This is a genomic window from Streptomyces mexicanus (genome assembly GCF_902506575.1).
Classification (GTDB): domain Bacteria; phylum Actinomycetota; class Actinomycetes; order Streptomycetales; family Streptomycetaceae; genus Streptomyces; species Streptomyces mexicanus.
This window is the reverse complement of the sequence record NZ_LR732544.1, coordinates 5,417,945-5,431,073: the sequence shown is the minus strand read 5'-3', so window position 1 is coordinate 5,431,073 and position 13,129 is coordinate 5,417,945. Positions and strand designations below refer to the sequence as shown.

Annotated in this window: 8 protein-coding genes; 6 read left to right on the top strand and 2 right to left on the bottom strand. The window is 73.8% G+C overall.

The annotated features are described in order from the left end of the window. The first annotated feature begins 128 nt into the window (after positions 1-128). From GV126_RS24385 to GV126_RS24370, 4 genes are all read left to right on the top strand, one after another. The gene (locus GV126_RS24385; RefSeq protein ID WP_159670565.1) at positions 129-902 is read left to right on the top strand and encodes a DUF4253 domain-containing protein; all 774 of its coding nucleotides are present in this window, start codon (positions 129-131) and stop codon (positions 900-902) included. A 146-nt stretch (positions 903-1,048) separates the two neighbouring features. Then, positions 1,049-6,733, top strand: coding sequence for an FxSxx-COOH system tetratricopeptide repeat protein (fxsT, locus tag GV126_RS24380; protein WP_159670562.1), 5,685 nt, complete (start codon positions 1,049-1,051; stop codon positions 6,731-6,733). Beyond that, positions 6,730-8,010, top strand: coding sequence for a hypothetical protein (locus tag GV126_RS24375; protein WP_159670559.1), 1,281 nt, complete (start codon positions 6,730-6,732; stop codon positions 8,008-8,010). Before fxsT ends, GV126_RS24375 begins: the two co-directional genes overlap by 4 nt. Further along, the gene (locus GV126_RS24370; RefSeq protein WP_159670556.1) at positions 8,007-9,026 is read left to right on the top strand and encodes a hypothetical protein; all 1,020 of its coding nucleotides are present in this window, start codon (positions 8,007-8,009) and stop codon (positions 9,024-9,026) included. The genes GV126_RS24375 and GV126_RS24370 overlap by 4 nt, the downstream gene beginning before the upstream one ends. Positions 9,027-9,079: 53 nt before the next feature. On the opposite strand, the gene GV126_RS24365 is transcribed toward GV126_RS24370, so the two are convergent. Further along, entirely contained in the window at positions 9,080-10,777 is a 1,698-nt protein-coding gene (locus GV126_RS24365) for a transcriptional regulator (protein ID WP_159670553.1), read from the bottom strand. 230 nt (positions 10,778-11,007) lie between these two features. On the opposite strand from GV126_RS24365, the gene GV126_RS24360 reads away from it, so the two are divergent. Both GV126_RS24360 and GV126_RS24355 read left to right on the top strand, forming a co-directional pair. Then, a complete protein-coding gene (locus GV126_RS24360; protein WP_159670550.1) occupies positions 11,008-11,841 on the top strand; it encodes a DUF4232 domain-containing protein in 834 nt (277 codons plus the stop codon). 29 nt (positions 11,842-11,870) lie between these two features. Next, positions 11,871-12,161 (top strand): hypothetical protein, encoded by a 291-nt coding sequence (locus GV126_RS24355; RefSeq protein WP_159670547.1) that lies wholly within the window; start codon positions 11,871-11,873, stop codon positions 12,159-12,161. Here the strand turns inward: GV126_RS24355 and hemB are convergent. Further along, positions 12,125-13,117: a porphobilinogen synthase gene (gene hemB, locus GV126_RS24350; protein WP_159670544.1), complete on the bottom strand. Its 993-nt coding sequence runs from the start codon at positions 13,115-13,117 to the stop codon at positions 12,125-12,127. The two genes, GV126_RS24355 and hemB, sit on opposite strands and share 37 nt — an antisense overlap. Positions 13,118-13,129: the final 12 nt, after the last annotated feature.

Below are 13,129 nucleotides of genomic sequence, written 5' to 3'. Positions count from 1 at the left end.
GGTGAGGACGGCGCAGGTGTGCCGTCCACGCCGGTGACGGTGACCGGGTCGGCGGGCGCCGCCCGGCCCAACTCCCCTTGCGGAACGGCCGAGTCCGATTGTCAGTGGCCCCCTCTACAGTCACGGGCATGGCGACTCTTCCGAACCCGCTGCCCAAACTGGCGGCCGACCCGAGCGGGCGTTCGCTCGGGCTCCAGCTGCCGCCCGGTGTCCTGCTCGACGCGACGGAGGACGGCCCGTGGCACGAGCCGCTGCTCTGGTACGCCGGACGGTCGGCGTCCCCGGGGAACTGGTCCGCGCTCGGCGCCCCCGCCTCCCGCGTGGGGCTGCTGCCCGTGCTCCTCGAGGTGGGCGGCAGCCAGGGCGGCCCGGAGGAATGGGTGCTGCTGCCCGGGGAGACGTCGTATCCCGGCGACCACGACGCCGAGGACGTCCTCGCAGCGCTCTGGGAGGAGTGCGCGGCACCGGACCTGGGCCCGTGGCCCGGGCTCACCGGACCGCTCCCGCTGACCGCCGCCCCCGAGGTGCGCGCCGCCGAGGTCGCCGACTCGCTCACCACCGAGCGCCCCTGGCTGAAGGACCCGCGTCTGGCGCTGGTGCCCGCCCGGCGCAGCGCGGACATCCCCGCCGTCCTGGGATGGACCGGCCCGCTCAACCACGACGACGACGTGGCGCGCCTGTGCGCGGTCCTGCGCTCCTGGGAGGACCGCTTCGGCATACGGGTCGTGGCGCTGGGCTTCGACCACCTCACCGTGTCCGTCGCGGCGCCGCCCACCGGCCGGGACGAGGCGCTGGCACTCGCCGCCGAGCACTTCGCCTTCTGCCCGGACGCCGTGGAGCGCCCGGAGACATACGCGGACCGGCTGCTCGGCGAACCCGCCTGGCACTTCTGGTGGGACTGACCCGGCACGGGAGCGGCCCGGCGGCTCGTACGGCCTGACAACCACCTTGGTGGCCAGTACAGTTGAATGTCCACGTTGATGGTCGATCGCAGGGCCATGGTGCCGGCGGGCTGCATGGCCACGTGGATGGTCGGTGCGGGGGAGTCATGATCATCAACCAGAGTCCGAGGGCCGCGGAACGCACGGTCTTACCGGCGGAACGCACGGTCCCGCAGAACGACCCGACCGTGCTCGTGCAGGACGGCCGCGGTTTCCGCGTCAGCGGCAACCCGCATCTCGAGGAACGCACGACGGTGCTGTCCGCGGCGGCGAAGGACGCGGCCCGCCGCATCGCGCCCCGCGGCCCGCTGCACAACCTGCCCGCCCTGCCGCCCCAGCCGTTCATCGGCCGGACCGAGGACCTGGACCGCTTGCAAGCGTCCCTGCGGGCCGGGGGCGGAGTCGTCACGCAGACGTCGGCCACCGCGGTGAGCGGCCTCGGCGGCATCGGCAAGACGGCGCTGGCGCTGCGTTACGCGCACCACCGCCTCGACCGGTACCGGGTCGTGTGGTGGATCACCGCCGAGACCCAGGAACAGATCACCTCGGGCTTCGCCGACCTCGCGCTGCGGCTGCATCCGTCCTGGGCCGGCGACGCCACGCCCAAAGAGCGCACCGAGTGGGCACTGACCTGGCTGGAGGCCCACGCGGACTGGCTGCTGGTCTACGACAACGCCGAGCGGCCGCAGGAACTGACCCCGTTCCTGGGACGACTGCTGCACCGCGGCCACCAGCTGGTCACGAGCCGCTGCCGCACGGGCTGGCCCGAGGGCGCCGCTCTGGTCAGCCTGGACGTACTGGAGCACGGTGACGCCGTCGACCTGCTGTACACGACGTCCGGGCGCGACCCCGGCCACTCCCCCGGCGGACCCGGCGCCCTCCTCGCGGCCGAACGGGCCCAGGCCAGTGCGCTGGCGGAGGAACTCGGGCATCTGCCGCTGGCGTTGACGCAAGCCGGCGCCTATCTGCGGGAGACCGGTATCGGGTTCGCCGCCTACCGGGCGAAACTGGCCCGCGTCCCCGACCTGGTGCTCACCGACGGCACGGGCCGCGCCGGGCGGACCATCACCCGGATCTGGCGGACCAGCCTCGCCTCCATCCGCCCGCACCACCCCTCGGCCGCCCCGCTGTTGCACGCGCTCGCCTGGTACGCCCCCGAGACCGTGCCGCGCGCGGTGCTGCACCGCCTGGGCCTTCCGGCCGACACCGTGGAGCGCTCGATCGACGCGCTGGCGACCTACCACCTGGTCACCACGGGCCCCGACGGCCTGACGCTGCACCGGCTCGTCCAGCACACCCTGCGCCACGCCGGGCCCGTCGAGGCGCCCGACGCCCGCGACCGGGCCGAGGCCGCGCTGGCCGCCGAACTGTCCGGCGCGGACCCCGAGCGCGTACGGCAGTTCCTCGTGCACATCCAGGCCCTCGCGGAGACCGGACCGGCCGCCACGCCGGACCCGGCGGTCGTCGAGATGTACCGCCGCGGCGCCCGCGAACTCATGGCCCGGGAGCAGCACGTCCTGGCCATTCCGCTGATGACGCTCGCCGTCGACGGAAGCACCCGGCTGCACGGGGTGGACCACGACACCACGCTCGAGGACCGGGACCGGCTGGCGGAACTGCACGCGCGGGCCGGCGACCCGGCCCATGCGGTCCGCCTGTGCCAGGACGTCTACCTGGACCGTGTGCAGGCCGGCGGCAATGACGCCCCGCAGACCCTGGCCGCCCGCGAACGGCTGGCGTACGCGTACCGCAAGGCGGGCGAGGCCATGCAGGCCGTGCGCGAGCTGACCGCCGTGGTCGAGGCCCGCCGCCGCCTGAAGGGGGACAAGGACCCCGCCACCCTCACGAGCCGCAACGACCTGGCGTACGCCCTGCAGTCCGCGGGGCGGTACCAAGCCGCCATCGAGGAGTTCCGGGCCGTCGTCGCCGACCGCGAACGCGAGCTGGGACCCCAGGACAAGGACACCCTGGTCAGCCGCACCAATCTCGCCTACGCCCACCTCGAGGCCGGCGACCACCGCACGGCGCTGCGCCTGTACGAACGGGCGGTGGCGGACCGGCGCCGGGTCCACGGACCCGACCACCCGGACACACTGACCAGCCTCGGCTGGCTGGCCGCCGCTCACCGGGCGGCGGGCGACCCGCGCGCGGCCCTGGCCCTGTACCGGCAGGTGGTCGCCGACCGCCGCCGGGTGCAGGGCGAGGACCATCCGGACACCCTGCGCAGCCGGCACGACCTCGCGTGGGCGTTGTCGGACGTCCACGGCCCGGAGGCGGCGCTGCCCGAGTTCGAGGCGCTGGCGGCGGACAGCGCCCGTGTGCAGGGACCGGACCATCCGTCCACCATCGACTACCGCGACGACATCGCGGAGGCCCACCGCGACAGAGGCGACCACGTGACGGCGGCCGCGCTGTACGAGGCCGTGATCAGCGACTACACGCGCGTGAGGCACGAGCACCATCCCGACACGCTGTGGGCCAGGGAAGCACTGGCGTACACCTGGCAACTGGCGGGGGACCACAGGCGTTCGATCCGCGCACGCGAGTTGCTGGTCGCCGACCGAGAGCGGGCCCAGGGCCCTCAGCACCCTGAGACGCTCATCGCCCGGGCGAACCTGGCCTACGCCCATCAGGCGGCGTCCGACTTCACCACCGCCGTCCGGCTCCTGCGGCAGCTGGTGGAGGACCGCAGCGCGGTCCTGGGCCCCGACCACCCTCATGTCTTCCACACCCGTGAGTCGCTGGCCCGCGCCCTGCAGGGGGCAGGCCGCCACGCGCAGGCGGTCGAGGAACTGCGGTCGCTGCGCGCCGACATGGAACGGTGCGTGGACGCCGACCACCCCCGTGTCCTCGACGTCCGGCTCGCCCTGGCCCGTGTGTTCACGGAGGAGGAGCGGTTCCCGCAGGCCCTCGCCGAGTTCACGCCCCTTCTCGAGGACTGCGAACGCGTCCTGGGGGACGTCCACCCCACGACCCTGACCGTGCGCCTGTGGCTGGGTGCCGCTCACCGCTCGGCCGGGAACCACGACCGCGCCGGCGAGGTGTTCGACGCGCTCATCGCCGACCACGAGCGGGTCCAGGGGCCGGAGCACCGGGACACGCTCAACGCCCGGAGCTGGCGTGCCTGGGTGTTCCGGTCGGCGCAGCAGCACGAGCAGGCGATCGCCGCGTACGAGGAACTGGTCGAGGTCCACACCCGGCTGTTCGGCGCGGACGCCCCCGACACGTTGCACGTCCGCAACAGCCTGGCCGTCACCCGACTGGACGCCGACGACCACCGGGGGGCGATCGAGGAGTTCACCACGCTCCTCGACGACCACCGCCGCGTCCTCGGGGACGACGCCCCGGACACCCTGCTCGTCCGGGAGAACCTGGCCGACGCCTGTTCGCGGGCCGGAGAACCCGACCGCGCGATCGCCCTGTACGAGGAAGCCGTCGCGGCCTGGACCCGGACCTGGGGGGCCGAGCATCCGCGCACCTTGCGCGCCCGGCGGGACCTGGCGCTGGTGCTGAGGACCGCCGGCCGGCACGAGCAGTCCCTTCAGCTGCTGGCGCACGTCCTCGAACAGCGTCTGCGCCGCGACGGCCCCGACCAGCCGGCCGTGCTCGACCTGAGGCTGGACCTGGTCCGGGGCCACCTGGCGGCGGGCTCCCCTCCGCGCGCCGTGGATCTCGCCGATCGGTTGGTCGGCGACTGGGCCCGGCTGCGCGGCAAGGACCACGTCGCCACGCTGAACGCACGCTGGTGGGCCACGTACGCACGACTGATGGCGGGCCGGCACCGGCAGGCGATCCTCGGGTGCGAGGCGCTGGTGAAGGACCGCACGCGGGTGCAGGGACCGGAGCACGGGCAGACCCTGGAGGCCAGGGCACTGCTCGCCCTGGCCTTCGCCCTGCAGCAGGACTACGAGCAGGCCATCGAGCTGGGCCTGAGGTTGCTGGAGGACCGCAGACGCATCCAGGGCCCCGACCACCCCCAGGTGTCGGCGGACCGAGTGGTCCTGGCCCGGTGGCGGGAGCGGGCGGGCGACCGGGCGGGAGCGCTGCGCGATCTTCAGGAGGTGCTGCGCGACCTCGTACAGGTCAAGGGCGCCTGTCACCCCGACACCCTCGAGGCCCGTCAGGCCCTCGCCTGGGTCCTGCTGGGCGAGTCCACGGCCGCGCGGTCGATCGAGGCCGCCCATAGCCTGGTGGACGACCTCACCCGGACGTCGGGACCGCACCACCCGGACACCCTCGACGCGCTCACGCAGCTCGCCGAAGCACACGACATGGCAGGTCACCTCGCCTGCGCGTACGCGCTCAGGTCCTCGATCGTGGAGAAGCGGACCCGGGCACAGGGCCACGGTCACGCGGCCGTACTGGCCGCGCGGAAGAACCTGATCTGGTCTCGGCGCCAGCGCGGCGAGCGCGTCCCGAGCGTGCGCGACCTCACGGCGCTCGTCGACGAATACGACCGCGAGCTGGGCCCGGACCACCTGGATTCGCTCAGGTGCCGCACCTCGCTGGCGTACGCGTGCCGGGAAGCCGGTGACCCCCGGCACGCGTCCGTGATCCTGGAAGATGTCCTCCGGCGCTGCGAGGCGTCCCTCCCCGAAGAACACCCGGAGATCCTGTGGGTCCTCGGCGACCTGGCGTGGCTCGCCGCCGACACGGGCGCCGCCGACCGGGCGGTGCGCATGGCGCAGGACCTGATCGCCGAGTGCAGCGCCCGCTACGGAGCGGGCCACCGGCGGACACTGGACCACCTGCGCGTGCTGGCGCACGCCCTGTCCCAGGCGGGACGCCCCGAGGAGGCACGGGACGTGCTCGAAGGGCTGCTGCGGGGCTGGGCCCGGCTGTCGGCGGGGCCCGCGGGTCTGCCGACGACGGCCGACGAGGTCACCCGGCTCCATCTGCGCGCCGCCGCGCTCGCGCCGCAGGCAGGACCGGCGGCGGCCGACGCACCGCAGACCGGACCGGGAGCGGAGGGCACCCCGCAGACCGGACCGGAGGCGGACGCGCCGCAGGCAGGACCGCGAACGGCGGGCACCCCGCAGACCGGACCCGGAGCGGGCGGACGTCGCGGGCCGGACGCGGACGAAGCGCTCCGCCTGGCCGTGATCGTCGAACTGTTCGCCAGGGAGTACACCCCCTTCCTGCCCACACTCGCCGTCCAGCTCGCCGACGTCCTGGCCGACACCGGCGACACCGCCGCGGCCGTCGCGCTCCTGGCGGCCGTGCACGCCGGGCGGGCCCGGATGTTCGGCGACGACCACCCGCAGACCCTGGAGGCCCTCGCCGCGCTGGTCTTCGCCCGTCTGGAAGCCGGCCAGGACGGCACGCCCTCACCGCGGGAGCTGCTCCGGCGCTGGGAACGGGTCTTCGGGCCGGACCATCCCGACACCGAGGAACTGCGCCGGCGGCTGCGCACCGCCCGCCCGTCCTGGTCGGCGCGGCTGACCCTCCCCACGGACGAGCCCCCGGCCGTCGGCCGGCCCACGCTCATCGACGTCCGCCTGGAGCGGGAGGAGAAGACGGAGTCCGTCTCCCTGCCCCGGCTGATGGTGGTCCCCGCCTGCGGCCCGGGCGCCTCGCTCAGGCCGGCCATGGCGCCGTACGACCCCGGTGGCACTCCCGCGCGCTTCGCCCTGACCGCGCGGACCCCGGGAGAGCACGCCGTGCGCTTCACGTTGTACGACCACGCCTCCGGTGTGCTGCTGCAGGAGCTGGGCACGGTCATCGGCGTCGCGGGACCGTCCTCCCCGGGCGGGGGCGCCGCCGAGGGCTCGACGGAGGACGGACCCGCATGACGCAGGAACTGGCCGTGGAGGTGCTGAAGGACCCTTCCCAGGGCTTCACGGGGATCCCGCCCCAGCGGCAGGCCCCCCGCACCCCCGCTCAGGACGAGCCTCGGGACCTGAAGCTGAAGCTGTACTCGTCCGACAACGAGCTGTGGATCCACGCCATCGTGCCGGACCAGGCCTCGGAGACCGGGTCATGGCACCAAGCCCCCCTGGAGGTGTCGCCCGAGGAGCTGCTGGACCGGGCGGCCCGCCTGCGCGCGCTGTGGCGCGACCAGATCGTCCACCACCAGAGCACCGCCCTGGGGCCCGGCCGGCGGGTCGGCGGCTACCCACTGGCGGAGACCGCCGACCTGAGCGAACTGCGCGCCGTGACCGAACCGCTGGTGGCGAAACTCGCCGCCGAGGGACACGACCTGCTCTACGTGCTGCTCGACGGCACGGGCTACAACCTGGGCCGGTTCCGCGAGGTCCTGCTGGACGCCCTCAGCTCTGACCGGCCGCTGCGGATCAGCATCGACTCTCCATGGCACCTGCCGTGGCCCATGCTCGCCGTGGATCCCGCCGACTGCGCCGACCCCTGGGAGGCGTTCTGGGGCTACCGTCACCAGGTCGAACAGGCCTCCCCCGACTACCCCTGGGACCAGGCTCCCCTGGGCCACCGGGAACTGGCCACCACGAGCCTGAACAAGGACACGGCCCTGGACCACGTGGGGCGGGCCCAGGACGTGCACGAACTCCTCGATCAGCGTTCGCGGCTGATCGTGCGCACCCACAGCGAGGACCTGCTGGACGCCCTGTCCTGTTCCGTGCTGCACGAGGACGTCATGTACTTCTGGTGCCACGGCCACTACGTGCACAGCGGCCCGTCGAACCAGTGCCTGGCCATCCGGCTGTCCGACAGCGAGAACATCGACGGCCCCGTCGTGCGCCGCACCCGCCGGCGCTACGACCACCGCACGCCCCAGGCCCGCTTCAAGCCCTTCGTCCTGTTGAACGCCTGCCACACCGCGCAGGCGGCACCCCCCGGCAGGCTCAAGCACCTCGGGCAGGAACTGATCGCGCTCGGCGCGGCCGGAGTCCTCGCGCCGCAGATCGAGATACCCCAGGTCTTCGCCACCGAGTACGCCTACGCCTTCCTCGACCACTATCTGACCGGCAAGTACACCGCCGGGGAGGTCAGCCAGTTGCTGGTCCGGCAGTTCGCGCAGGACTTCCACAATCCGCTCGCCCTGACCTATTCGCTGCACGCGGGCATGAACAGCCGCCTGGACCTGGCGTCATGAGCGCGCCCGTGTCCCCGGCCGAGGTGGACCTCGACGCACAGGGCCGCCTGACCGTGCCGGGCAGTGGCACGGCCGTCCCCGTGCACCGCGTGGCCGAACACTTGGCCGACCGCCTGCGCATTCCGGAGTGGGCGACCGACATCCACGTGTACGTGCACGGCTGGCAGACCCCTCCGGCGGTGGCGACGAAAACCGCCACCCGGCTCCTGACGAAGGCGCTGGAGCTGAGATCGGCCGCGCCGGACCGCTATCCGGGCCTGCGGGCCGGGTACCGGCCGTGGTGCGTCGTGGTCCGCTGGCCGTCCTCCAGCCTGCCCACCCTGCGGGGCTACCGCAGGATCCGTGACCGCGCCCACGCGATGAGCGCGGAGGGGGACGGCCATGCCCCATACGTCATCGGGCACCTGCTGGGCTACCTGGACACCGAGCGCACCGACCCGAACGGGCCCGCGGTCCTCGCCGGCCGGAGCGGCCAGTACCTGCACCTGATGGGGCACTCCTTCGGCGGTCGTTTCCTGTGCGAGGCGGTGCAACGGGCTGCCGAGCCCCCGCCCGTGCTCGGCTGGAGCACACCGTACGACCCGCGGCGGCCGTTCACCGTCGACAGCGCCCTGATCTTCCAGATGGCCGCGCCCCGGGACGCCTTCGCCCACCTGTTCGACACGCTGTTCCCCACGGACGCACACCCGGGCGCCCCGCTGCGCGGCCCGGTCGTCCTGACCCATTCCCGCTGGGACCGGGCGACGGGCTTCTGGCACCTGCGCGCCGAGAAGTCGACCGGCATCGGCCACTCCGGCGCGGGGGCCGCCCCGGTACGCCCGTTCCCCACCCGCCTGCTGCCCACCGACGCGGTCTATCCGCAGCACGCCCTGGACCACCGCCTGGTCAACATGGAAGCCGACTGGCTCTACCGCGGCGGCCGCCGCAGCCGCCTGTCCCCCGCCGGCGCCCACTCCGACTTCCTGCGCCCGGAGTCCTCCCACCTTCTGCTGACGCTGGCGGAACGCTCACGCTGAGCCGACCGGGCGAGGCGGGCGAACCGTGCGGCGGCCCCCTCGGCCTTTCGATGTCAGTAGTCGTCCACCCGCTGCCACTCGTGGCGGCCCAGCGGCTGGACGTAGTACGGCTTCCCGGAACCGCTGGTGCGGAAGGGCCTGCCGTGGTCGTCGACGCGCACGGTGCCGTGCCGCTCGCCGCTGGACCAGTCCAGCTCCAGGTACCAGCGGACGTCGTGCCCACTGGTGTGGGCGTTGACGTAGAAGACCTCGGGGTCGGACTCGCTGACCTTGTACGGGAAGGGACGTTGCCCGGCGATCGGCTGGGCCAGAGGGTTGCCGAGGTCGAGCGAGACGTCGAAGGACTTGGTGTCCACGCCGCCGCCGCAGCCGTCGCCCATCGCGTACTTGTTCCAGGTCAGCGGTGCGCCGCTGCTCACCACGCGCACGTGCAGCGCCTGCAGCACGACCGTCCGGGCACCGGTCCCCTGCACGGTCAACACCACCGTCTGGTGGTCGGCGGCGACCGCGCCCAGCGGGGTGGCCCAGCCCACCGCGTCCTGCTGCGGGGGCGGCGGCGGAACGTTCTGCGGACTGCGGTCGACCAGGAAGCTCTGCTCGCACGGCAGGTGCCAGTAGTACGGCGTGGTGGCGACCGTGACCGGCACCGGCCCGGCCGCGTCCGCGCCACCGGCGTCGCCCGTTCCCGTACCGCCGGAGGCCCTGTCCGCCCCCCGCGCGCCCGTCCCCGCCCGGCTCTTGCCGCCGGACGCGGTGGCGCTCGGCGTGGCGCTGCCCTGCACCGACCGGGACGCCGAGGGCGACGGCGACGCGCTCCCCGACGCACCGGCCGTCCCGCCCGTGTGCGCGGTGGACGCGGGGGCGGACACGGCCTCACCGACACCGCGGACCCGGTCCGCCCCGCCGGAACCGCCCGGCACCAGATTCACCACGAGCGCCGTCGCCGCGGCCACGGCCACGATCCCGGCGCTGACGAGCAGCGCGGCGGGCCGCTTCTTCCGGTCCCGCGGCGCGAGGCGCGGTCCGACGGCGGGTACGGCCTCGGGTTGCGGGCTGTGCGGGGCGGCCGGGTGGGCGGGGGATCCGGCCGAACGCCCCACCGGTGACGGTTCGGCAGGTGACGAACCGGCACCTGACGGTCCGGCAGATGACGAGCTGACAGACGACGGCTCGACCGGTGACGGCTCGACCCGTGGCACAGTCGACGGCTCTACCAGGGGTACAGCCGGTGGTACGGCCGACGGTTCGACAGGTGGTACAGCCGGGGATCCGACCGACGGTCCGGCCTGTGGTCCGGCCGACGACTCGGGGACCGACCCCTCGCGCGACCCGGTGGCCGCCCGACCGGCCCCCTCGGTGCCGGCCTCGGCACCGGCCGCGCCGCCCGCCTCGGCAGGGGCCTCGGTACGGGCCCCGTCGCCCGCCTCGGTACGGGCCTCGTCGACGGCCCCGCAGGCCGCCTCGGTGGCCTCCGCCCGGGCGGGTGCCTCCCCGGCCGCCTGCGCCTTGACCCCTCGCAGCGCGTCGGCGCGGACCCAGCGGCGATGCAGCTCCAGCAGTTCCTCCGGCGTGGCCCGGCAGATGCGGGCCAGCCGCTCGACCGGGGCGTAGTCCGTCGGTACGACGTCCCCGCTGACGTACCGGTGCACCGTGGACGCGCTCATGTGCAGTCGCTTGCCGAGCGCTCCGTAACTGAGGCCGGAGCGCTCCTTCAGCTCCCGCAGCAGCTCCGCGAAGTCCTCCCCCGCCACCGTTTCTCCCTCTCTCCCATCTCACACCCGCGTTCCAGGCGGACATGGTTTCCCCAGGTCGGAGCCCGTTCCAGCGTTCCAGCGTCCCGCATGTCCCGGCGCTACTGGCCGCTGGGACGGATCCTCCCACAAGCTGTGGATCAGCGAGGACGCCACCGAGGGCAACCAGCCGAACGGCACCTGCCGGCACCTCGCCGCACACACTCATTCACACGACCGGGGGAATTCCCATGTCCGTACGCACCGCACGACGTCTCACCCGCACCCGCCTCTTCGCCGCCACCGCGCTCTCCCTCGCGGCCCTGTCCCTGACGGCCTGCGAGAACGGAACCGACAGCGCGAGCGCCGGCTCCGCCACGACGGCCACCGCGCAGGGCGACCACCCGTCCACCGCTTCGTCCGGGCAGGGCTCGGCTTCGTCCGGGCAGGGCTCGGCGGGCACCGGGAACGAGGGCGGGAAGAACGCTTCGAGCGGAACGGACGGGACCGGCGGGAGCGGCGGCACCGGCGCCGCCGAAGGCACGAGCGGCAACGGAAAGAGCAGCACGGGCAGCGGAACCGCCGGCACCGTCGGCACCGCCGGCTCCGCCCGCACCGGCGGCACCAAGACCACGGGCGGCAGCACCGGCTCCCGGGCCGGCGCCGGGGATTCCTCGATGCCGGGCACGTGCAGCGCGCGCACCACGCGGATCAAGGCCACGCTGGTGTCCCGCCCGATCAACCACCTGCTGCTGACCGCGACCAACACCGGGTCGAAGACGTGCATGCTGCCCCCGTACCCGGCGGCGCGCTTCGGGGAGGCGCAGTCGGTGCCGCCGGTGGCCGAGGACACCAAGCCGCAGGCGCTGACCGGGATGGAGCCGGGCCAGTCGGCGTACGCGGGTGTCCTGCTGTCGGCCGGCGACGGCAGCGCCGAACACGGCCACACGGTGCACTCCTTGACGGTGCCCTTCACGGACGGCTCGATCGCCACGGTGGCGCTGCCCGCGCAGGGCGTCTACGTCGACGACAGCCTGACGGTGACGTACTGGCTGCCGGAGATGGGCCAGGCCCTCGAACACTGAGCCCGCCGCCCGGATCGGAGGGGAACGTCATGCCCGCGCACTCCGCCGACGCCCGTGCCCGCGCGCGCACCCGCGCCCGGGCCCAGGGCCGTCCCCGCGCCCGCACCCGACTGCTGGCGGCGACGGCGTTCCTGCTCACCGCGTGCACGGCCCTGACCGGCTGCTACGACGGCCAGGGCCTGCGGGACGAGGGCCCGTCCTCGGTGTCGCGGTCCGCGGGGCACCCCTGCCCCGCCCGCACGGACACGGTGCGGGGCGCGGAGCCGGACACCGTCCGGCGTGTTCAGCGCAGCTTCTGCGCCACCTCGACGGCCCAGTAGGTGAGGATGTTGCGCGCCCCGGCCCGCTTGATGCCGGTCAGGGTCTCCAGGATCGCCCGGTCGCGGTCGACCCAGCCCTTCTCGGCGGCGGCCTCGATCATGGAGTACTCGCCGGAGATCTGGTACGCGGCGACGGGCACGTCCACGGCGTCGGCGACCCGGGCGAGGATGTCGAGGTAGGGGCCGGCCGGCTTGACCATCACCATGTCGGCGCCCTCTTCGAGGTCGAGGGCCAGTTCGCGCAGCGACTCGCGCAGATTGGCGGGATCCTGCTGGTAGGTCTTGCGGTCGCCCTTCAGCGAGGAGCCGACGGCCTCGCGGAACGGGCCGTAGAAGGCGGACGAGTACTTGGCGGTGTAGGCGAGGATGGCGACGTCCTCCCGCCCGATCTGGTCCAGGGCGTCGCGGATCACGCCGATCTGCCCGTCCATCATGCCGCTGGGGCCCACGATGTGCGCCCCGGCGTCGGCCTGGACCTGGGCCATCTCGGCGTAACGCTCCAAGGTGGCGTCGTTGTCGACGCGCCCTTCGGCGTCCAGCACGCCGCAGTGCCCGTGGTCGGTGAACTCGTCCAGGCACAGGTCGGACATGACGAGCAGGTCGTCGCCGACCTCGGCACGCACGTCGCGCAGCGCGACCTGCAGGATCCCCTCCGGGTCGGTGCCTGCCGTCCCGAGGGCGTCCTTCTTGGACTCCTCCGGCACGCCGAAGAGCATGATCCCGGAGATCCCGGCCTCCACCGCCTCGGCGGCGGCCTTCTTCAGGCTGTCGCGCGTGTGCTGCACGACCCCGGGCATCGCCTCGATCGGCACGGGCTCGCTGACGCCCTCCCGTACGAACGCGGGCAGGATCAGGTCCGCCGGGTGCAGCCGGGTCTCGGCGACCATGCGGCGCATGACGGGGGTGGTGCGCAGCCGGCGAGGACGCGTACCGGGGAAGGATCCGTACTTCGTCATGCTCTCTACGCT